This window comes from Halobacillus rhizosphaerae, from assembly GCF_046719735.1.
In the GTDB taxonomy this organism is placed as follows: Bacteria; Bacillota; Bacilli; order Bacillales; family Halobacillaceae; genus Halobacillus_B; species Halobacillus_B rhizosphaerae.
The window spans coordinates 85634-107070 of the sequence record NZ_JAUTWQ010000003.1 but is presented as its reverse complement, the minus strand read 5'-3'; the positions used below and the strand labels follow the sequence as shown (position 1 = coordinate 107070).

Genomic DNA, 21437 nt, shown 5'->3' with positions numbered 1-21437 from the left:
GTGGAAGAATTGAAAAAAGCATTGAAAGAGCTTTTTGAATCTGGGGATATAGAAATTGATGTAGAGAGAACCTATAATGAATATAATGGAAATGGTATTGAAATTTCAGTTCTAATTGATGATGAATTAGTTTACCAAAACAAAAGTTAAGGAGTGATAAATATGACAGAGGTTTCTATAACAATAACATGTGAATGTGGAAATTCTAATACTTATACGGTTAAAAATATATACCATAGTAGTGTACATGAGACATACATTAATCTCACAGATGCAATTTATGATGAAAAATTTCAAGCCAGAACAGTTACAGATGGAATGCTTGTAAATTGTATAGATTGTGGCACAGAATTTGAGGTGGTTTAAGATGATCGGAAAGATTAAATGGTATGAGCAAGAAAAAGGATACGGATTTATTGAGCTTGAAGGTGAAGATGATGTATTCCTGCACTTTTCTGAAATTAACGGTGGTAAACATGTTAAATTGAGTAGTGGTAATAAAGTTGAATTTGAATTAATTGATCGTGGCAGAGGTGAGCTTGCTACAAACGTAACATTATTGAGACATGAAATGGAATTTTATGTAGTTTATTATTCACACTATGGTGATGATTGGGAAGATCATTATAGAGAGGTTTGTAGATCAAAACATGAAGCTATTGTTTTTAAATCAAAACACTTGGGTGAAATGAAAGATGTTAGTGGTATTGAACATATAGACATACAAATTCATCAAAGAACAGAAAAGCAATTGCGAGATGAATTAACTGTAAATGAATATTGTGAATTATTCCCAGAACTAACAGCTATTATAGATAAAATGCACATGGATAAAAACTGAATTTTATACAAGGAGTGAAACAAAAACAAGTGAAAAATCCTATGATTACTGTTTGGTCTGTAGTAACGGATGAGGGAAATGAAAAACATAATCACATTGAAGATGGTTGGGCAAAATCTGATAAACCATTACCAAAGAAGAAAGAGTTTTATAATCAACAAGGATGGCAAAAATTAGAATGGACTAAACAGCATGGCTATCTAATAAATGGCAAAGTAAAGGTTGAAGAAAAATGAAGCTGTTTTATTGTAAATGCACAATTGATAATAAATTATTAACATTCCATGTAGCTGAAAAAGATAAAGAATCTGCAATGAAAAGATTGAGAATGACAGCTATAAAATCTGGTGGATGGGTTGGCAAGTTTATTGTACGAGAGATTGATGAGGTTGATGGATATAAAATCGTCTTAGACAATGAAGGAGAGATTTAAATGGAGTGTCCTTGTTGCGAATCAGAATTAGCATATGAAGATTGGTATTATACAGGAAACTATTCTGCATATGAAAAAGGTTATGAGGATAGTGGATTTAAAAAACTAGGTGATATTTATAAATGTAGTAATGAAGAATGTGATTATTTTGAAGAATATTTTCATACACGAAACAATGATGATTCACAATTGTTTGAAGGTTATCCTTGTTAATTTAATAAAATAGGAATTTTATCCCTTTTATTTTTACATACCTGTTCGTTAAAAAGGGTAATTTATACCATGATATTCTTTTTAACTTACAAGTATAATAAATTATAACATAACAACACAAAGGAGATGTTGAAAGTGAAAAAGTTAATGATAATTTTCCTGCTTGTGATCCTGTCTGCCGGGTTGTTTGGGTGTAGTGACAATGTGACTGACACTCAAGCTAAAGCACCATCTGATTCTCCATCTGAACCTGCTAAACAAGAGGATGTTAATTCAGATTCAGTAGAAGCAACAACTGCCCCAGAAAAGAAAGAACCAGAAAAATCACAGAAGATGATTGATTTAGAAAGTGAATTTCCAGACTTTCAAAACGTTAAACTTCTTAAAGAATCAGAAGTAAATAAAACTGTGGACTTGAACCCATTGATGTACACCATTAAAAAAGCAGAAGTGGTTGAATTGCAAAACCCAACTCAGAGTATGGCAGAGTGGTATAAACAATATGCCAACTATCAAGAAGGAACACCAATGCATATGTTTACCATAAGATTTGAATTGGAAAACAAATCAGACAAAAATTTCATGATTAATTATCCTATCTACACCATTATTCTTAGCACAGGTGAACAGATTGATGTTTCAATGGCTGACTTAATTAATCATAGTGGCAGTGGCGAATTTTACTCTAAATCGAAGAAAAATGATCTTGCTGTCTCTGTTCCTTTTACATCTAAACCAGATGAGATTAAATCATTTAGGATTGTAACTGACAATCTTTACGACAAGGATTATTCGACAATTAAAGAACCTGTTGAAGCAAATTTTGACTTAAAATAAAAAGGGTTAAACCCCTTTTTACATATTGACAAGTACAACAGATAATTGTAAAATAAATATTAATAAAACATAAAAGGAGATTGATAAACATGAAATACAACGTTGGGCAAGAAGTAGAAGTTAGAACAGATTTAATCACAGGTCAAATGTATCGCAATGAAGAAGGAACTTATTCTGAAATTTTTCAGCACAATATGAGAGCATTCAAAGGACAAAAAACAAAAGTTACTGGTATCGTTGCAGGTGGTTACAAGTTAGAAGTGTCTGAACGCTATGTATTCACAGATAATATGTTGAAACTTCCTACTCTCTTAGAAGAAAAACCATATGTATTCAATCGGGAAAACAATGACCATGTAGAATTGGAAAAATTACTAGATCATATGCTTAAACTTGTACCAGACCAATTAATCAATGATGCTATTTCAAGAGGTGACAGAAAAGCATTTGAAGAGATTTCTAGAAGATATTATGACTTCTCAGAATAAGTACAACAGTTAATCATATAATTCAATATGGAGGATGAAATTTATGTTAAATGTTTACCAAATGGAGATTGTTGCTAAAGAGTTCCTTAAAAAAGAGTATGATTTAGAATTGATTGTACCAATAGTTTTAAATGGCAGACTAAAATCCACCAAAGGTTGTTTTCGTCATAAAGAAGTAAACGGAAAACAAACACCAGTTAAGATTGAAATGAATAAATTATTTGTAGAGTATAATCGTCAAGAAATAGTGCTTAGTGTATTGAAACATGAATTAGTTCACTACGCATTCTGCATGATGGGTAAAGTACATTGTTCAGACGGTCATCCAATATTCGAACAGGAATTAAAGAGATTGGATATTATTAGTCAGAATACGATAAATAATTTTAAAATTGCTTCTAAAATGCAAATTTACCAATGTTCTGATTGTAGCCATGAATATAAACGTTACAAGAGATTAAGCAAAAGAGGAATATATTCGTGCAAATGTGGTGGAAATTTATTAGACAAAGGGCAAAGAATAGTTAATGCTTAATAAGAAACTATACTTTTCTAAACATATTCTGAAACGCATGGCAAAGCGTGGAATGTCTAAAGCAATTATAGAAGCTGTTATAGATAATGGAGTACGATCCCAAGGAAAGCATCCCTATTCATTGGAAATTGAATATAAGGGTATAATCGTAGTCTTATATGTGCAAAAGAACCAACTCAATGTAAGCACTTGTAAATTAGATAGACCCCATACCCTTAAAGCTGAATATTTGCAAGAAAAGTTAGATATTGATTTTTGGAAAGCTGTCCACCTTGTCGTTAAAGAGATAGATTTATCAAAAGAAATTGCTTATAACAAGTGCAATAAATAATAACATAAAGGGGATGATCAAATGTTAGCTCAGAAAAATGAAAAAGAGATGGTTAGGTTTGAAGGTCAAAGAAAGCATTTATCCCAAATGCAACCAAAAGAGATTTTTGGAATTTATGACCGTTTAAAAAGTGTCAAACATTGGAGAGTATCAACCCACACTTTCGATAGAATTAAAGAAAAGAAAATTGATGCCACTAAAAAAGATTTAGTATCCATTATACATAACTCAAGAATTGTAGAATACAGAATCATTAGAAATCGTTATACTGATGTTCTGGAAGAAAGAGTTGTTTTAGAATCAAAACCAAATGTAAACAGGAAGTATTGGATAAAGGTTTGCTACAGTCTCACCGAAAATAAAATTATAACTACTTGGATGAACGATGCAAATGATCTACATAGCACATTAGACAGAGGTATCTATAGTAAAAAAATGAAGGTTTTCGGAATTTAATACATAAAGGGAATTAAAATATCTTATTAAGGGTATTAAATTCCCTCGAAGTAGAGTATAATATATTTAAGGAGGCTAAATCATGAAACACTACTCTAAAGAAGAATTAATTAATTTTAATGAGTTACTGTTGGGTAGGGGCGCACCAGTTACACATGATGGAAAAGGATACAACAAAGCTGATTTCGGAGCATGTAGTACCTATTACTATGGTCTATCCAATGCTCAGATAGTCGATCTTGCAAAACGTCTGGAAAAGTATTGTAAAACACAACTAGGAGCAGACAAAGAAAAGATGGTTAATACTAAAAAACACTTTGAACAATTTGTGGAAAATTCTAATTTTGCAGAAGGAATTTCAATCGAAGTTAGAGAAGAAGATACTCTAATAGCATTTCGTTACAATGAAATGTTTATCCATACAATAAAAACTAGACCAAATCATCTTAGATATTTTGATCAAGATGCAAAAAGTTGGGTTGTAAAGAATGAAATCTTGCTTAAAATCCTTAATGATCTCAAAGACGTAGGTGGAGATGTTGAGAATGCGTTACAGTATGCTAAAGACCATCCATTTCTTAAAAATCCATCCACAAATAAAATTGTAATTAATTGTAATCCAAATGAACAATTTACTGCTTTATCCTTCAAATATGATAAACAGGTAGTCGAAGCAATTAAAACAATTGACAAAGAAAAAAGAGAATATGATCCAGATAAAAAAACGTGGATAATAAGAACAGAAGAGCTTAAGAGCTTAAAACTAAAACTGCAAGATAAATGCAACTTTAAAGCAATCTAGGGGCTTTATAAGCCCCTTAAAATTATAAGGAGATGATAAAAATGAGAATGAGAAATAATTTAAATGCTTACTTAGCTCATGCAATTGGTAAAAAAACTCAAGAACAGAAGATGAAAGTAACTAAAAGAATGGTGATGGAGGAATTAGCTAGTTACTGTGGTGTAGGTTGGGATACTATTAAGAAAATAAGCAGAGAAGTATCAAACCCTTCTGTTGAAGTAGAACATATGATTGCAAGATATTTTGAAGTAAATGTCGAAGATATTTTCTATTTAGAGGATTGACAGTAACCACATATAATGATAATATCGAAGTATCTAGTAGACAAAGGAGGGAAGAATGTACAGGTTGGAGTTACTTGACTTAATTTAGAGTGGTGAAGTAAGTTTCAAAAGGGTGATTCGACTTTATCTGCTCACTCCAAACACGTATAAAATCCACATTTTATACAATTATATCCTTGTACTATTTGTCGAATAAAGGTTGACCAACACACCAAATAATGATATATTATTACAGAAGAGGTCAATTATATGCATAAAACATATAACTAGTGGATATAATAAAAATAATATTAACTACAGGAGTGAATAAAATGGTAACGGCAACTACAGATGACAAAAATAATCATCTATTTAATGAAAGAGATAAACAAACATTTATAGATGATCTCATTCAGAGAGGTATTATTTCAGACGAAACTGCTAGAAGTTATCTTAGAATATTATATGTAACTTCACCTCTTGAGGAAGAAAAGAACAAAGACTTAAATAAATTTACTTTTTCTGAATTAGAAGAGGTGTTAAGAAGTTTTCAATCGAAAAATAGGAATACTATTGAAAGCTATGGTCGTATAATTTCTGCCTACCTTCATTGGAGTGTAAAAAAGAAGCTCATTAAAGTGAATCTTTTGGAAAGTTTAAAACCAAATGATTTTGCTAAGTATGTAATAAATGATGAAATTTATTTCACCGACAAGCAACTAAGGAGATATGAGGATGCATGTGAGAATTATCAAGACAATGTAATAATCAGACTCTTGTTTGAAGGAGTTGGTGGAAAGAAATTATCTGAAATTAGAAATTTGAAAAAAACAGATATTGATTGGGATAATAAACGTTTAAAGCTCACTAATTCATTGAAAGCAGATGAATATGAAGTACCTATAAAATATACAGAACGTTACATTAATGTAGAGCAAAGAACACTAGACCTCTTAGAAGGTGCAATAAAACAATCCACTTATGCAAAGAAAAATGGCGAAGCTAATCTTACTGAAATAGAAAATATAAGACCTTTTACAGATTTAGTTGATAATGATTACGTTATTAGAGCATCTATTACAAGAAACAAAAATAAAGAAGGAAATACACCTGTTGACAAGTATGTAATATATAGAAGGATTCACAGCATTTCAGAAAGTCTAGGGATTAATGACCTGTCAGCTAAGTATATTCAACGTAGTGGGATGGTTCACCAAGCACACGATCTTCTAGATAATGAACAACTTGTTTTGGATGATATCAAAATTATAGCAGACAGATTCAATGTCAAATCTCATCACAACCTAAAAAGCTTCTTAACAGTCGAAAAAGTAAGAGCAACTTATCCAAAAAAGGAGGGGTGATTTAATTGAGGACTCATGCCTTACATGAAAAAAGTGTTGTTTTAGATAGAAAAAAACTAGATGAAATTATGGAAAAGAAGGGACTTGATTACACCCTTCTCCACAACAAACTAGTTGAGAATTACGGTATCGACATGGCATACAAAAGTTTCATGAATCTAATGTATAACCGTATTAGTTGGAAACTGATTTATGCTTGGGTGTTGGCTGACAGTCTCAATAAGTCAATGTATGATCTCTTTGAAATAGTAGATGTAGATGTTAAAAAGAAGGAAAAATTGAACGAAGAATGGAAGAGAAAATATCAGAAATAACATTGAAGGGGTGGATAACTGCATAGGATTTACCCCTTCCCAAAAAACTTCAATTTTTTCCAAAATTTATGTAGACAGGTTTACGCTCATCCATTATAATAACTTTAGTGAGCAATTCTTAAAAGATTGAAGGAGTGCTTAACATTAAGAATCTAGTTGAAATACTAGGAGATAAAGCATACGAAATAGGAACTTTAGCCTATGTAAAAACCATACAACCATATTTAAACAAAACTAGTGATAAGTTCAAAGCCAAAGAATACATGATAAGATCAGATTTAACCAAAAGAAATTTTACTAAAAGGCAACAAAACATCATACTTCTAATATTGAATTATTCATACAGTTTTGGGAAAGAATATGCAGTTTTCCCAAAATTGCAAGATTTTGAACTATGTGGAGTAGGAAGAGCAAAAGTAAGAACAGAATTAGACAAACTGGTGGAAATGAAAGTTGTTCAATGGGATATGGATAGTAATGAATTTTCAATCTCAAGTCCTCTTGAATGGGAAGCACCTTTCCATTCTGGTTATCGAGATATACGAACACAGGAAATATTTTTAATTAATCTTAGACACAAAGGAATAGGTTGGGATAAATTGGTGATTAATTTAGCTAAACTCACCGACAAAAATAAATAATTTTTTTTTAAAACATTGGCTAAAATGGATACCCAAAATGGCAACTTACATATTCATCCTTTGAATTTGCTTGTAACATTAAATATAGGGTTTAATGTTACAATCAAGTTTAAAAGCTTGAACTTAAATGGGGAAGAGGGTTACTAAATGGTGGCGATTACAAAAAACAAGGTGGATAATTTCATCAAGTCACTTGATTTACCAAAATCATTGGCACAGGTGTTGTTGAAAACAGAGAAAGAGTGTGATTCCTTTTACATAGGGTTCTATGGAAGAAATCACTATGTATTGGATGATCTTCTAGACTATAGAGATCATAGAATTGAACACTCAAGCACGACTTTGGTAGATTTTCTACATCTGTGCAATGAGAACATCCTTTCTGCATTTGAATCAACATTTTTTCAAAAATTCACAGCACAAGACATTGCTTTTATCTCTGGGGCGATTGATAAAGGCAATGTTACACTAGAAAACCTTTACAGTAAATTCCACAGCAAACCTTCAAAAAACATTATGCAATATGTACTATAAGTATTTGACAAGCGCAACAAATTATGTTAAAATGAAATTATGTTGATGAGGAAAAGATTTTCTTTTCCTTCCCATAAATGCAATAAATAATTACATATCAAAGGAGATTCTAATTAGTATTATGGCAAGAGAAAAAATGCAGTTAAAAGAAACTAAAGGTACATTTAAAGCAGTAGGTAAAGTTACTCGTATAGACAAAGACAATGCTTATGATCAAGACACTCAAACAAAAGGCGAACATGTAGGGAGAACATATCGTAAACTACGATTTGGTGTAAAAACTTCTGAGACAAACGAAATCACTGTACAAATGTTTGCCTATGAACCAAAAGATGTTTTTATGTGGAATAGCAAATTAAAAGAAGAAGATGAAAATTACAAAGGAACAAGAAAAACTTTTGAAGATTGGGAAGAAAATCAAGAGCAGTATCGTGAAGAAGGATATGTAGTTATGCAATCAAGAGTAGGTCTACACTATGATGACAAAAATAAATTGGTCAGCAAAGGTGTTCCTAAATTTGTAACTGCAAAAATGGTTTATGACAATCTTAATAATGGTGATTTTGTAACCGTTGAGGGAACTATTAGTTATGGTTCTTATGAAAAAGATGGTCAAAAAGTTAAGACTAAAAACTTCAACATTGAGAAAGTTCACCTTGCTAAAGAGCTTGATTTTGATGCAGAGGATTTTGAAGAAATCACTTACTTCGAACAACAATTTGTTTACGTTGACTCAGAGCTTAACAAGACAGATAAAAAGCTTTACATTACTGGTCGTGTGATTGACTTTAATAAGAAATTCCAAGATGCACAATTTGTAATTGACTTCAACAATGGTGAAGGTGGAGTCGATGAAGAAATGAAGCAATTCGCTGAAAACTTCAAAAAGACCTTGAAATTTGGAGATGTAGTAAAAACTTTCGGTGACAACTTAAATCGAGTCATTATTAAGAAAGTAGAAAACGAAGATAATAAGAAAGCAGATATTCTTGGCAGTCTGGGTGGTCGTAGCAAACCTAGTCATGCAGAAAATTCTAAGACATATGTTAATCAACTATCCATTAATGGGGTAGATTCACTAGATGAAAAAGTTTATCGTGAAGCAGATTTTGTAGTTGATAACTTAGTTGAAGGACTAGGTGGAAAACAGAAAAAAACTGAAAACCCTTGGAAAGATGACGTAAGTTCTTCATCAGATGAGCCAATTGATATTTCAGATACGGATGATCTTCCTTTCTAAATAAGTGCAATGAATAATTACATAGTATGGAAACCTGTGGTTGGGTATGAAGGAATATATGAAGTCAGCAATACTGGTTTAGTGCGTACTTCCAATAATAAAACTACATACTCAATCAGACATGGTAAAAGAGTTTGGAAACAAAGAATATTAAGACAAAAAGTAAGTAAAGACAATTGTTGTCGTGTATGTCTCTGGAAGAATAAAGAAGAGAAAACATTTTTAGTTCACAGATTAGTTGCATTCAGTTTCCTTCCTTTAATCGAAGGGAAAGAATACGTCAATCATATTGACGGAAATAGATTGAATAATAATTTAGATAACTTAGAATGGTGCAACCATACTGAGAACAATAATCATGCATTTGACAATAAATTAATCAAAACAGCTATAACAATTAAACTTGTTGAGATTGTTTCTGGTAAAGAATATAGGTTTAGAAGTATGGCGAAAGCTAGTGAATTTCTAGGTAGAAATAAAGGGTACTTGTCCGATTTATTAAAGAAAAATAAAACTGAAACATGTGGTTATAAAATAATAACATAAAACACAACAAACATAGGAGTTACATAGATGGAAACTCCCCATCACATTTAAATGTGAAAAAGGGGAAAATTTTATAAAATGAGTTTTTTAAAAAATCTTAAACCAAACAAACCAACAGCTAGTCTTGAAGGTTATTTCATTTCCATGTTGGCAAAATCAAAGTTTGGTAAAACAACATTTGCAATAGATTTAGCGAAAGAATTTTACGGCACTCTAGACAGTACACTTCTGCTTGCCACTGAGATTGGTTACAAGACAATGAATGGTGTTTATGCTATTCCAGTAACAGGATTTGAGTATGCAGAGGATGAAACTGATAAAGAGCAGAAAGGGTTTATGGAAGTTGTTGATGAGCTTATCGAAAACAAAAAAGATATCCCTTTCCGATTCATTATTATTGATACAATAACTGCCCTAGAGCGTTATGCAATTGCACATACAATCAGAAAAGCAAACTTTCAAGATCAACCAGAAACACGTTATGCAGACATTACAGATATTCCTTGGGGTAAGGGATATAACATGGTAGCAGAATTTATCTATAGTGAAATTGATCGTCTTAAAAAAGCAGGTTTTGGAGTGTTTATTATTGGACATGAAAAATCTCAAAAAGTTAAGAATAAAGACGGTTTTGAATATGATTACACTACATTCAATGTATTAGGTAAAACATCTAATATTATTGAGCGTGAGGCAGATATGATTATCTATGGTGATCTATTAGTTGAAAAAGGTAAAGATGGAAAACCAGTAGAAAGTCGTGTATTGCGATTTAGAAGTGACGGAAATATCTTATGTGGAACTCGTTTCCGTAATTTTCCTGCAACAATTGACAATGAACCTAAGAAGTTCCTTGATGCTTTTAAAGAGGCTGTTTTAAGCCTATATGATAATGACGAGAAAGCAGTTGAGGTTGCAGTGCAAGAAGAGGAACAAAAGACTGAGGAAAAAGCTGACAGAGCAATTGAAAAAGCCAATAATTCACCAGAAAAGTTAAAAGAAAAAATTAGTGAAATCATTGATGGTTTTGAAAGATCAACTAAGAAAACACTTGTTCCTAAATTTAAAGAGTTGTTAGGTAATCCAGATTATAAACTTTGTGATGATTCAGAGCTTTTGAAACAAGTTTTAGATATTGTAAAGAACGTTTAATAAAATCAATAGAAAGTTTGGTAGATCAAGTGACTACCAAACTTTCTCATAAACAGGAGTGATATGGTGGGTAAGGTAAGATGGCTAACCACAGCAGTAGTCTTATTGGTTATAGCTTTAGGGCTTTCAATCGGTGCAGGACTACAAGTTAAGAAGGTAAATTCAGAGTTGATGCAGGAAGTCAAGACTAAAGAAACAGTCTTGCAAGACAAAGAAAATACAATTAATAAGTTGTCAAGTGATTTGAAAGTTAAATCTAAAGAAACCGAAAAGTTAAAATCAGTAGTAAAAGAAAATGAGAAATCAATCTTAACTAAAGACAAAATGATTAAAGAACTCAAAGCAGAGAAGAAAGCCCAAGCAAAGAAGATTAATTCTCTAGAAGAAATCAATAGCACATTAAAAAAAAACTATGAACAATTAAAAGCAGAAAAGGCTGAGAAAGCTAAAAATGCAAAAATAGCACTAAAAAAGAAACAAGAAGAAGCAAAAGCACAAGCAGAAAAACAAGTACATAAAGCACCACAAGTACATAAGGCAACAAAGGTAGTTGCAAAAAAAGAAGATAAACAAAAAGCAATAAAGAAAACAAGTAACCATAGCACAATTTCTACTCAGAGCGTCAAGAAACCCATAAAGAGTAGTAGTAATAAAACTTCTGGTAGAACATTAAATGTATTTGCAACGCATTATATTGCATTATGTGATTCTGGCTGTTCTGGTATTACAGCAACAGGTGTAGATGTTAGAAACACTATGTATTACAACGGTATGAGAATTATAGCAGTTGATCCTAGTGTAATACCTCTTTATTCACTTGTGAAAGTACAGACTCCAAATGGAACGTTTAATGCCATTGCTTTAGATACTGGTGGTGCTATCATAGGAAACCATATTGATATCCTAACAGACGATTCAAGTCAAAAGAATATCAGTTTCCAAGCAACTGTTACTGTATTGAGAGAAGGAAAATAAATTGGCAAATATCGCTATATTTGAAGGTGCTAGAGGTACTGGAAAATCTACCCTAACACACCGATTCAGACAAATGATTCCACATACAACTTTAATTAATCCTACTGGTTTTCATGATGATGGTGAATTAGGACTCAGAAAAGTAAGAGAATACTATTATTCTTGGTTGGATTTCCTTAAGTTTATGGAGGATCATGATTCCAATATTATTCTTGACAGATTTTATTTTTCAGAGCAGATTTTCTCAAAGAAATATAAGAATTATGATTTCACAGATATTTATAATCAATTAAATGAACATCTATTTGCAACAAATAATGAGGTTAAAATCTTTCACTTAAAGGCTGATCCAGAAGTTTTAAAAGAAAGATTGGTTCGTGATAAAGTACCATTCGGTAAAGCAGAAGAAAGTGTCAAAGAATCTATATGGCAACAAAATGCATACACTGAGTTATTTGAAGAATTATTGAATGATTACCCAGATGTAGAATTTCATAAAATCAAAACTAACAAATCAATTGAAGTGATTGATAAAATTGTTAGACCTTGGGTATTTAATTAAGACTTCTCCAATGAGAGGTCTTATCTTTTTATTGACTTATACAACAAATAATGATAAAATAATCTCATAAGGGGTGATTAAAATAGGTAAGAGAACAAGAAAGTGTCAAATGTGTGGTCTAGATGACACTTTGGTAGAAGATATGGAATTTGAATTGGTTGGTAAGAAAAGACCTTTGAAGAAGTATTATCATAAATTATGTTACCAAGAGAGACTAAAACAAAAAGAATTTCAAGCTGTAGAAGAAAAGCAATTAGATGACCTTCGAATATGTATTCAAAAAATTTATGGTGTTGATCCATTACCAGAACAGGCATATCCTTTCTTACAAAAGATAAGAAATGGAGAACCTGCATTAAGTGGACAAAAGACAGGAAAACGCTATAAAGAAGGGTATCCTTATCCTGTTATTCAAGAAACCTTTGAATTTTGTGCAGACACAATTAGATATTGGAATGGAGAAAAGGGCTTCGAATCTTTCACTTCTGCTTTTAAATATGCACTTAGAATTATTTTAGATAAATTATATGTAGTAGACCAGAGAATCAAAGATCGTGAAGAGCAGGAAATGAGAATCAAGAAACAACCTAAAATAGTCCAAGTGGAAGAAGATTATGAATCTAGCTATAAAAAGCAGAGGAAGGATAAAGTTGAACTCTCTGATTTCCTAGATGACTAAGTAAGATAAGGTGGTACATAGATGGCGCAAGATACAACTCAAGAGTTAGTTGAGAAAGAAGTAAAAGAAATAAGAACCAAAGCAGAGGTTAATGAAGCTTATTTCGTTGGACTTTGTTGGTCTGACCCTTTTAATCATTATACAGAATATTCAGATACAATATCTCAAGATGAATTTATTCATGAAGTTTGGGGCTTCTACTTTGAATTAGGTAGAAGACTGTACCAAGATGAGAATATCAAGAAGTTTGATGATATTTCAGTAATGAAATCTGTGAAGGATTTCAATATAGAAGATGAATTTAATAAATATGGTGGATTAACGACAATTGAAGATGCCGTAGAAATTGTTAAATACAACAGTGAAAACATTGAACACTATTATGAAAGCATTAAAAGGAATTATACTATCAGACAACTGTATGCATTATTTGGTGATAAAGTATTCCTTAAAAAGGGAAGGTATAACTGGAAAGAGATGCCAAGGGAACTCCTTGCCTCTTATTGGACAGATAAAGCAAACAAAATTGGATTAGATAACATTAATAGGTATGAAGCTGAAAACCTATACATAGACCCTCAAGAATATATTAGAAAACTCATAGAAGAATCAGCAGATATGCTACCTTACTATAATAGTCGATTACTTCAAAGCATTTCTCAAGGTACTCCAAGAGGACATGTGACAATGATAGGTGGATTTGGTGGTACTGGTAAATCATCTATTACTTCTGAAAAATTTGTAATGAGTTGTGTAGTAAACAATGAAAAAGCTATTGTTATCTTGAATGAGGAAGATGCACAGGCATTTCGTGAAAAAATCGTACTTAGTATCTTGTGGCATGAATTTCATACTGGTCTTGATCGGAAGAAATTAAAAAATGGAAAATTGTCTGATGTTGATAAGGATAAAATTACTAAAGCTTTCAATCGTATGCATGAGCTAACAGAAGGAAATGAAGCCTTAATTAAGATCATATTCATGGAAAAATACGTGATGAAAGATTTAGAAAAAATTGTACGGTTTTGGGCAAACAGAGGATACACAAATCTTTTAATTGACACTCATAAAGTGTCAGACAATTCTCAGTATGAAAAACGTTGGGAAACTTTTGTAGAAGATATGAAAGTAATTTATAGACTCACACGTAAAAATGCAGGTGGAATGAATCTAAGAACTGTTGTTACATTCCAGTTAGCAGATAGTGCTATCCGTAATAAATATCTTGACTTTGAAGCTATTGGTGAAGGTAAAGCATCCAAAAACGAAGCAAGTATCATGTATATGTTTAGACCTGTATGGTCATCTGAATACTACAGTGATAGTGCTAAAGCAAAACCTTTGAAATGTTGGAGAAATGTCAAAGGTGAAGATGGTGAATATAGAAGAGAAGAGTTTTATCTTGAGTGGGGTAAAACATATTACCTATGGTTCACTCCAAAAAATCGTTTTGGTCAAACAAATGATAATGGTCAAGCTGTCCTAGTTATTGAACCTTCATTTAATAATAACCATTTCAAGGAAATTGGATGGTGTTTTGTAGCAAATGACAAAGGTAATAGATAATAAAAGTGCAACATATAATCACATAAGGAGAGGTTGAGGTTGTCTGATTTAAAGAAAATAAAAGAAAAATTAGTAAATGAAGACAAAGTAGAAGACCTTCTCGAAGCTATCTCCTGTGATTATGTGAAGTCTGAACAGGGTGGTCATTTAATTACAGCACAGTTGCCAGAAAGGTTTTACAGCACCAATAAAAGAGCAGTTCAAGTAAAGATGAATGAATTTATGTCTTGCAGTATTAGAAATAGAGCAGATTTTGAGGGTGATATTTTTAATCTGGTAAATTATATTCATTTTGATCATAGGGGTGCAGAACTTCAACAAAATCTACAAAAAGCCAAGACTTTCATTTGTGAATTGTTTGGATGGACTCAATATTTAAAAGGTAAAAAAGGTACTATGGCAGTTAAAGATTATACAGCTTGCCTAAGACAATTTACCAATAACAAAAAAAGAAGAAAAGAAATTAAACCTAACCCTATTCTCCCAGAGACAGTATTAAATGAGTATTTCTATTGGGATCAACCACTCCCATTTGATGATTGGGTGAAAGAGGGTATATCCAGAGAAACACAAATAATGTACGGTATTGGATTTGACTTAGATACTAAGCGAATAACCGTACCTATTCGCAATCGTTTTGGAAAATTAGTAGGTGTTAAAGGAAGGATCATGCATGACAAAGATGATTTAGAAAAGAAATACATTTATCTTCACCGTTGTAATAATGGTTATGAATGGTTTAATTTTCACTTCGCACTTCCTTATATTCTAATGGAGAAAAAGGTATTTATATTCGAAGGTGAAAAATCCTGTATGAAAATGTTTGATCTAGGTGTCTATAATACTCTTGCCATAGGTGCATCTAAAATATCGGAAGAGCAAGTCCATACAATAAAACAACTTGGTTTAGATATTGAAATAATTCTCTGCTACGACAAAGGATTAAAGGAAAAAGAAATAGATGAATCTGGACAGTTGTTTACAAACAGAAAGGTGTATAAAATGATTGACCGAAATGATTTACTCAATCATAAAGACTCTCCTATTGATAAAGGATTTGATGTGTGGAAACAAATGCTTGAAGCAATAGAAGAAATCGAATTTAATGTCGAAAAATAACGAACACTTATTCGTGTTTTTGTTTGGAAAAGCATTGACAAGCACAACAAATAATAGTAAGATTACATTACAGAAACAAAAAAGAAAAGTTTGGGCTTGAAACCATTTTCTACTAATGCCCAAACAATAAGAGAATGTTTCCATATCTTATTATTACAAGAACAACAAATAATTATTTAAAGGGGAAATGAGAAAATGGAAAATTTTGCACAGGTTGCCAATCAACTAACAGCTTCGGGGTTATTTTTAAGAGTCAGTGGTCATCACCAAAATCTAACAAATCAACTACTTGAAAAGGGTTATTCTATTGAAAAAATGACAGAGATTATGGAATTTGTAAGAGAATATTCTTCTGACCAAAAATTAGAAAATGATATTGTTGAAGTTAGTTTTGACCAGTATTTTGATAGTCTTAAAAGGATGGAAACCATGATGGATGCTGTTAAAGGATATCAAGAAATGGGCGAGTTGAATATGCAAATTTCCAATGAAGATTTCCACCTTGAATCAGAGGGAGCAAGTTTAGGATATGAAATGGATTCAGAGGAAGGCGAAAGAGAAGCCAAATAGTAGTGATTCTCCTGTAGATCAGATAGCTAAGATAAGAGGGGTTGAGAATACAGAAAGATTTCTTAAACCTACATCAGAAGAACTTCATGACCCCTACTTATTAAAAAATATCGAAGAAGCAAGTAATCGAATTATTAAAGCAATCATGAACAAAGAAAATATTGTGATTTCATACGACTGTGATGCTGATGGTCTTACATCAAGTACAATAATGATGAGGTATCTTTTTAACTATACTGAAAATGTTGACTTTATTTATGGTGAAAGAAATGACGGTCATGGAATTACAGAACAAATATTGATCACAGAAGACATTGAAGAGGAAAGATTGAATAGAAGTATTAGCAATAGAGAAAAAATTGAAGATGCAGACCTTTTAATCTTAATAGACTCTTCTACAAATGATCCCGAAACCTGTAAGAAGATTATCAAAGCAGGAACAGATATTGTCATTCTAGACCACCATGCTATTGAAAAAGAAAATCCTTATTGTATTATGGTTAATCCACAGCAGGAAGATTGTTTATATCCTAATAAATTTCTTTCTGGTGCAGGAGTTGTATTCAAAGTATTACAAGTCATAGAGGATACTTTAGACGAAGTAGATGTTTGGCAATTTATTGATTTAGTTGCAGTTGGGATGTATGCAGATATGATGAGAGTAGATGTACTTGAAAACCGTTATCTCATCATGCATGGTTTAAGAAACATAACGAATACAGGTCTTGTAAGGATACTAAAAGGCGGTAAAGTTGATCTTTATAATGTTGATTGTTCTGCTATTGGATTTACCATTGCACCTCTAATAAATGGAGTTGCGAGAATGGGAGAAATTAAATTAGCAATAGATATCCTTCTTGAAGATGATGATAAAATCTGTAAAAAATTACGATTGAAAATGGATAAGTTAAATAAAACCAGAAAAGCAAGACAGAAGGAAATCTTTGAGCAATATTCAAATGCCATCAATGAAGATGAAAAAGTGCTTATTGTTATGGATGATAAGTCATCCAAAGGATTTAATGGCTTAGTTGCACAACAGCTTACAGATAATTATAGAAGACCTGCTATCGTAGGTCGATTACATAAAGGCTATTTGAGTGGTAGTTTTAGAAGCTACAACAATTTCAACTTCTTAGACTTTCTTAAAGGATTTGAAAATGATATTGAAGTTATCGGTCATAAAGGAGCAGGTGGATTTGTTCTTGCAGAAGAACATATTGAAAATCTTAAAACTTACATTGATCGTCTAATGCCTACACTGACCGAGAAAGAACCGTTTGCCCTTTATGATTTAGAGTTAGATGTTTCAGAAATAAATGAATATATGAAAGCAATTCAACAATTTAATCTTGTTTGTGGTAGTGGATTCCCTAAAATTATAGTTAAAGTAACTGGAATACGAGTAAATGATACGGCAGTTTTAGGAGAAACCAGAGAGACAGTTAAAATAACTACATTTAATAACTTAGAATTAATTAGGTTTAGAGTTGATGAAGAATATGCTTCTGATCTAGCACCTTTTGATGACTTAGAAGCAGTTGGAGAATTAAAACTCAATCAGTGGTTTAATTTTAAAACAAAGAAAAAGGTTGTTATTCCACAGGTTGTTCTTCAAGATTATGCTTTGATTTAAAATACAGGTGGGAAAACATTCTCACCTTTTCTTATATAGAAAACATATTAGGAGGTAAATAATGATTACAGATATTTTGCTTGGTTTCATGGGAGTAGTTGGTAATGTTATTGGCTTTGCTGTTGCAGTAGTTGTAGTGTTTGTCTTGACGAATGTGACTTGGAAGTTTGTTTCTGTATGTTGGAAAATGGTAGATGAAAAGAGTTATGAAAAATTCGTAGATAAATTCAGAGCTTTGAAGAAACGAAAGAACACCAAGAATTTGCCAAAAGAGACAAAGGTGCTTTCTAATAAAGAGACAAAAAAGGTTCTAGATAAAGATGTTTGACAAAAATAATTGTTTTCATAAATGGGATATATTTAAGTCTCTAAGAAATACAGAGGTTGGTAATTATAGGATTCAACAAACCAAGAGAAAGTGTCGCAAATGTGGTGAAGTTAGGATTAAAGAGAAAGTCTTTTAATAAAATATTCATTTTATACAAATTTTAGGGTGCTTGAAATATGCTTTAAAGAGGTAATTTTAGATTTTACTAAAAAGGAGAAAATAATAAAATGACTATAGAAAATTTGAGAATAGAATTAAATAATCATTTAAGAGATTACAAGCGTAAAAACTACCATGTTGAACCAGATCATGTAGTATTCTTTGGGAATGTAGTAGATGGTAACGTAAGTGCAAGATATGCATTTTGTCATAGAGAACAACTTCATGAAGTTATAGAATTTCTAAAAGACAAAGTTCAATATTTGAGAATTAATCAACTTGGCATACAAGTTACTTCAATTACAAAGAAATCAACTGGAACTGCGGTTTTGGACAATTGCAAAAAATAATTATATATTGTGATGGTGGTTGTCGTGGGAATCAACATGCAGAAAATATTGGTGGTTGGGGTGCTGTCTTAGAATATAAAGGCAAAACAAAAGAATTATTTGGTGGAGAGCAAAACACCACGAATAATCGAATGGAACTCACAGCTTGTATCAAAGCATTAGAAGCCATTAAAACAAAAAACATCCCAATTGAAATGCGTGTAGATAGTGCTTATGTGTGTAATGGAATGACTTCATGGGTTGAGAAGTGGGTTAAGAAAAACTGGAAGAAATCTGATGGTAAACCTGTTGAGAATGAATCACTTTGGCAAAGATTACTCCTACTTTCTGACAATCAAGAAAGTGTAGAGTGGTCGAAAGTAAAAGGACATTCTGGGGAAAGTGGAAATGAGTTAGCAGATCAGTTAGCAAATAAAGCTATGGATGAAATAGGAGGATGAAATAATGGATAAAAAAAGAAAAGATTTATTAATGAAATTGTATGCAGTGGCAGGTATTGCAGAAACATTAAAAGCAGGTGGTACAACATCAAGTCTAACACCAGAAGAATTGAACAAACTTTCTACTGTATTAACTATAAATGTTATGAATGAGTATCAGAGCGATTTACTAAATGGACACGACCCTACATTTGAAGATATTGATATTCTTCTTAAGTCAATTTTAAATGAACTTCTCCATGATATTGAAAACGATGGATTACTTCACTAATGATAAAAATTGTCTATGGTGATCTTTTAAAAGCAAAAGAAAATATTATTGCCCATCAAGTCAATTGTCAAGGTAAAATGGGTAGTGGAGTAGCTTTGCAAATCAAAAATAATTACCCAGATGCCTATACATCATATAGAGATGCGGTTGAAGAAGTCACTTTGAATAATGGTGATACAAAAAATCTATTGGGAAGAGTTCTAGGTGTAAATGTTGGTCACAAAAAGTGGGTTGCTAATATGTTTGGACAAAACAACTATGGTTATGATGGTGGAATCTACACTTGCACTGAAAGTCTTTTCAAATGTTTTAAAACCGTTAGTCAAATGGCTAGAAAACATGAACTAACAGTTGCTATGCCTTATATGGTGGGATGTTACAGGGGTGGGGCTGATTGGAAAATAGTCGAAGAACTACTCTTAATAGCCTTTGAAGAAAGTGAACTTACATTGTACAAATTCCATAAAGGTTAGAGAAGGGTATTATTACCCTTCTGATTCACCTTTGACAGCATAAAGTCCTCTTCCTGCTTTTACAATTCCTTTATCATGATTCATAATTTGTCCCATTGCAATGCTAAAATTAGCCCAAGTAAAATCAAGTTCTGCTAAATAATCTCTAATTTCTTTAGAGGATACATCATCTTCATCATGTGTTTCAATGAAGGTTCGCACATGATCAGCTACTTCATTCATATCATATTGAACCTTATTCTTTGGTTTATCCTTCTTTAACTTTTCAATTTCTTGCCTTAACTTCTTATTTTCATCTTTCAGTTCTTTTAAATCTTCATTACTGGAATTGTCATCTTCATTATATAAATCACGCTCATCTACTTCTCTAATTTTAGTAAGCACTTCAAAATACATTTCTTTAGCTTCTTTCATCTGGTCATTGGCAAACGATAACATTGTTTGTAGGGCTTCTCTCTCATTAAACGACAATATGATCACTCCTAATACAAAATAATAATTATAATTTTAACATAATCCTACAAAAAAGTCTTATTGACAGATACAACAAATAATGATAATATAAAATTAATAACCGGGGTAAACCCAAAAGGAGAAATAAAATGTTATATACATACGAAACTCACACAATGAATTTAAAGGTATTAGCAATGTCAAATGCTTATTTTAAAGAGGTATCTGGTGGAATTTATTACAAAAAGAAAGACCGTCATGAACTAACATTTGGAGATTTTATTAGTGCTAACTTCGTGACACACATGTTGAATGATTCAGAGAATGTTGTAATTGAGACTATTGAAGGTAATCTGGTATCAAACTTTGATCTTAGTAGTCTTTTGCAGGATGAATTTAGCCGGGAACTATAAGTGCAATAAATAATCACATATAAAGGATGAATGCCAATGCATCACATGTGTACTAAATGTTATGGAGAATTTGAAGAATATCAGCTACAAGTTATAAACCAAGGTTATGTAGTATCTTATTGTCCTTCTCCTAAATGTAATGGAAGTGTAGTTGAAGTTGACGAATTAATCCTTCCAACAATTATTGAATTGAATAAGAAAGGATATACGACTAAATATTGTTGCAGTGGTCACTTAAACCAAGGAATGATTGGTACATATCTATACTTTGAAGTTCCACCTAAGTCCTGCCCAGAAGGATTTCACTTTCGATCTGAAACTACATTTTATATAGATAATTTTAATAGAAATTTAACTGGCATAGAAGGATTTGAAGAACTGGTACAGATTAATCTTAAACTATATAGATGGGCTTTAAAATTGCCAAAAGCAAAAATTAATTATGCTGTTTAG

34 protein-coding genes and 1 pseudogene are annotated in these 21437 nt (G+C 31.8%); 34 read left to right on the top strand and 1 reads right to left on the bottom strand.

All coding sequences use genetic code 11. The features are described 5' to 3' along the window. From Q7A53_RS05580 to Q7A53_RS05425, 32 genes and pseudogenes are all read left to right on the top strand, one after another. Positions 1 to 150: a hypothetical protein gene (locus tag Q7A53_RS05580; RefSeq protein ID WP_411788142.1), complete on the top strand. Its 150-nt coding sequence runs from the start codon at positions 1 to 3 to the stop codon at positions 148 to 150. Between the two features lie 12 nt (positions 151 to 162). Next, positions 163 to 366: a hypothetical protein gene (locus Q7A53_RS05575; RefSeq protein ID WP_411788141.1), complete on the top strand. Its 204-nt coding sequence runs from the start codon at positions 163 to 165 to the stop codon at positions 364 to 366. Between the two features lies 1 nt (position 367). Then, positions 368 to 556 (top strand): annotated as a pseudogene (locus tag Q7A53_RS05570) (cold shock domain-containing protein); the annotation flags it as partial. Positions 557 to 870: 314 nt separating this feature from the next. After that, the gene (locus tag Q7A53_RS05565) at positions 871 to 1077 is read left to right on the top strand and encodes a hypothetical protein (RefSeq protein ID WP_411788140.1); all 207 of its coding nucleotides are present in this window, start codon (positions 871 to 873) and stop codon (positions 1075 to 1077) included. Next, positions 1074 to 1274 (top strand): hypothetical protein, encoded by a 201-nt coding sequence (locus Q7A53_RS05560; protein ID WP_411788139.1) that lies wholly within the window; start codon positions 1074 to 1076, stop codon positions 1272 to 1274. The genes Q7A53_RS05565 and Q7A53_RS05560 overlap by 4 nt, the downstream gene beginning before the upstream one ends. Further along, complete coding sequence (locus Q7A53_RS05555; protein WP_411788138.1) at positions 1275 to 1487, top strand: hypothetical protein; 213 nt, start codon at positions 1275 to 1277, stop codon at positions 1485 to 1487. A 135-nt stretch (positions 1488 to 1622) separates the two neighbouring features. Beyond that, complete coding sequence (locus Q7A53_RS05550) at positions 1623 to 2324, top strand: hypothetical protein (protein WP_411788137.1); 702 nt, start codon at positions 1623 to 1625, stop codon at positions 2322 to 2324. Positions 2325 to 2413: 89 nt separating this feature from the next. Further along, a complete protein-coding gene (locus Q7A53_RS05545) occupies positions 2414 to 2812 on the top strand; it encodes a hypothetical protein (protein WP_411788136.1) in 399 nt (132 codons plus the stop codon). 43 nt (positions 2813 to 2855) lie between these two features. Further along, on the top strand, positions 2856 to 3347 hold the full coding sequence (locus Q7A53_RS05540; protein WP_411788135.1) for a SprT-like domain-containing protein: 492 nt from the start codon (positions 2856 to 2858) through the stop codon (positions 3345 to 3347). Next, positions 3340 to 3678 carry a DUF4258 domain-containing protein gene (locus Q7A53_RS05535; protein ID WP_411788134.1) on the top strand — a complete coding sequence of 113 codons (339 nt, stop codon included), beginning with the start codon at positions 3340 to 3342 and terminating at the stop codon, positions 3676 to 3678. Before Q7A53_RS05540 ends, Q7A53_RS05535 begins: the two co-directional genes overlap by 8 nt. A gap of 21 nt (positions 3679 to 3699) precedes the next feature. After that, a complete protein-coding gene (locus tag Q7A53_RS05530) occupies positions 3700 to 4134 on the top strand; it encodes a hypothetical protein (protein ID WP_411788133.1) in 435 nt (144 codons plus the stop codon). Between the two features lie 82 nt (positions 4135 to 4216). Continuing rightward, positions 4217 to 4936 carry a hypothetical protein gene (locus Q7A53_RS05525; protein ID WP_411788132.1) on the top strand — a complete coding sequence of 240 codons (720 nt, stop codon included), beginning with the start codon at positions 4217 to 4219 and terminating at the stop codon, positions 4934 to 4936. A 41-nt stretch (positions 4937 to 4977) separates the two neighbouring features. Then, positions 4978 to 5220, top strand: a complete 243-nt coding sequence (locus Q7A53_RS05520; protein ID WP_411788131.1) for a helix-turn-helix domain-containing protein — start codon at positions 4978 to 4980, stop codon at positions 5218 to 5220. Positions 5221 to 5531: 311 nt separating this feature from the next. Beyond that, complete coding sequence (locus Q7A53_RS05515) at positions 5532 to 6563, top strand: phage lytic cycle repressor MrpR family protein (RefSeq protein ID WP_411788130.1); 1032 nt, start codon at positions 5532 to 5534, stop codon at positions 6561 to 6563. 5 nt (positions 6564 to 6568) lie between these two features. After that, on the top strand, positions 6569 to 6877 hold the full coding sequence (locus Q7A53_RS05510; protein WP_411788129.1) for a hypothetical protein: 309 nt from the start codon (positions 6569 to 6571) through the stop codon (positions 6875 to 6877). 134 nt (positions 6878 to 7011) lie between these two features. After that, positions 7012 to 7518 (top strand): replication protein, encoded by a 507-nt coding sequence (locus Q7A53_RS05505; RefSeq protein ID WP_411788128.1) that lies wholly within the window; start codon positions 7012 to 7014, stop codon positions 7516 to 7518. A 147-nt stretch (positions 7519 to 7665) separates the two neighbouring features. Further along, positions 7666 to 8052 (top strand): hypothetical protein, encoded by a 387-nt coding sequence (locus Q7A53_RS05500; protein WP_411788127.1) that lies wholly within the window; start codon positions 7666 to 7668, stop codon positions 8050 to 8052. 121 nt (positions 8053 to 8173) lie between these two features. Beyond that, positions 8174 to 9292, top strand: a complete 1119-nt coding sequence (locus tag Q7A53_RS05495; protein WP_411788126.1) for a hypothetical protein — start codon at positions 8174 to 8176, stop codon at positions 9290 to 9292. Positions 9293 to 9301: 9 nt separating this feature from the next. Beyond that, on the top strand, positions 9302 to 9838 hold the full coding sequence (locus Q7A53_RS05490) for an NUMOD4 domain-containing protein (protein WP_411788125.1): 537 nt from the start codon (positions 9302 to 9304) through the stop codon (positions 9836 to 9838). Between the two features lie 78 nt (positions 9839 to 9916). Beyond that, on the top strand, positions 9917 to 10990 hold the full coding sequence (locus Q7A53_RS05485) for an AAA family ATPase (RefSeq protein WP_411788124.1): 1074 nt from the start codon (positions 9917 to 9919) through the stop codon (positions 10988 to 10990). 66 nt (positions 10991 to 11056) lie between these two features. Further along, on the top strand, positions 11057 to 11965 hold the full coding sequence (locus tag Q7A53_RS05480) for a 3D domain-containing protein (RefSeq protein WP_411788123.1): 909 nt from the start codon (positions 11057 to 11059) through the stop codon (positions 11963 to 11965). Position 11966: 1 nt separating this feature from the next. After that, positions 11967 to 12527, top strand: a complete 561-nt coding sequence (locus Q7A53_RS05475) for a nucleoside/nucleotide kinase family protein (RefSeq protein WP_411788122.1) — start codon at positions 11967 to 11969, stop codon at positions 12525 to 12527. 109 nt (positions 12528 to 12636) lie between these two features. Further along, positions 12637 to 13206, top strand: coding sequence for a hypothetical protein (locus Q7A53_RS05470; RefSeq protein WP_411788121.1), 570 nt, complete (start codon positions 12637 to 12639; stop codon positions 13204 to 13206). Between the two features lie 21 nt (positions 13207 to 13227). Then, on the top strand, positions 13228 to 14772 hold the full coding sequence (locus Q7A53_RS05465; RefSeq protein ID WP_411788120.1) for an ATPase domain-containing protein: 1545 nt from the start codon (positions 13228 to 13230) through the stop codon (positions 14770 to 14772). A 39-nt stretch (positions 14773 to 14811) separates the two neighbouring features. Next, on the top strand, positions 14812 to 15891 hold the full coding sequence (locus Q7A53_RS05460) for a hypothetical protein (RefSeq protein ID WP_411788119.1): 1080 nt from the start codon (positions 14812 to 14814) through the stop codon (positions 15889 to 15891). Positions 15892 to 16086: 195 nt separating this feature from the next. Then, the gene (locus Q7A53_RS05455) at positions 16087 to 16461 is read left to right on the top strand and encodes a hypothetical protein (RefSeq protein ID WP_411788118.1); all 375 of its coding nucleotides are present in this window, start codon (positions 16087 to 16089) and stop codon (positions 16459 to 16461) included. After that, complete coding sequence (locus Q7A53_RS05450; protein ID WP_411788117.1) at positions 16421 to 18097, top strand: single-stranded-DNA-specific exonuclease RecJ; 1677 nt, start codon at positions 16421 to 16423, stop codon at positions 18095 to 18097. The genes Q7A53_RS05455 and Q7A53_RS05450 overlap by 41 nt, the downstream gene beginning before the upstream one ends. A 61-nt stretch (positions 18098 to 18158) precedes the next feature. Further along, positions 18159 to 18425: a hypothetical protein gene (locus tag Q7A53_RS05445; RefSeq protein ID WP_411788116.1), complete on the top strand. Its 267-nt coding sequence runs from the start codon at positions 18159 to 18161 to the stop codon at positions 18423 to 18425. A gap of 227 nt (positions 18426 to 18652) precedes the next feature. Next, entirely contained in the window at positions 18653 to 18934 is a 282-nt protein-coding gene (locus Q7A53_RS05440; RefSeq protein ID WP_411788115.1) for a hypothetical protein, read from the top strand. After that, complete coding sequence (rnhA, locus tag Q7A53_RS05435) at positions 18922 to 19374, top strand: ribonuclease HI (RefSeq protein WP_411788114.1); 453 nt, start codon at positions 18922 to 18924, stop codon at positions 19372 to 19374. The genes Q7A53_RS05440 and rnhA overlap by 13 nt, the downstream gene beginning before the upstream one ends. A gap of 4 nt (positions 19375 to 19378) precedes the next feature. Next, positions 19379 to 19645 carry a hypothetical protein gene (locus Q7A53_RS05430; protein WP_411788113.1) on the top strand — a complete coding sequence of 89 codons (267 nt, stop codon included), beginning with the start codon at positions 19379 to 19381 and terminating at the stop codon, positions 19643 to 19645. Further along, a complete protein-coding gene (locus tag Q7A53_RS05425) occupies positions 19645 to 20118 on the top strand; it encodes a macro domain-containing protein (RefSeq protein WP_411788112.1) in 474 nt (157 codons plus the stop codon). The genes Q7A53_RS05430 and Q7A53_RS05425 overlap by 1 nt, the downstream gene beginning before the upstream one ends. Before the next feature lie 12 nt (positions 20119 to 20130). Here Q7A53_RS05425 and Q7A53_RS05420 read toward each other — a convergent pair whose 3' ends face one another. Then, positions 20131 to 20589 carry a Rok-like winged helix domain-containing protein gene (locus Q7A53_RS05420; protein ID WP_411788111.1) on the bottom strand — a complete coding sequence of 153 codons (459 nt, stop codon included), beginning with the start codon at positions 20587 to 20589 and terminating at the stop codon, positions 20131 to 20133. Positions 20590 to 20720: 131 nt separating this feature from the next. Between Q7A53_RS05420 and Q7A53_RS05415 the strand changes: the two genes are divergently transcribed. Continuing rightward, positions 20721 to 20984, top strand: a complete 264-nt coding sequence (locus Q7A53_RS05415; protein ID WP_411788110.1) for a hypothetical protein — start codon at positions 20721 to 20723, stop codon at positions 20982 to 20984. Between the two features lie 36 nt (positions 20985 to 21020). Further along, complete coding sequence (locus Q7A53_RS05410; protein WP_411788109.1) at positions 21021 to 21437, top strand: hypothetical protein; 417 nt, start codon at positions 21021 to 21023, stop codon at positions 21435 to 21437.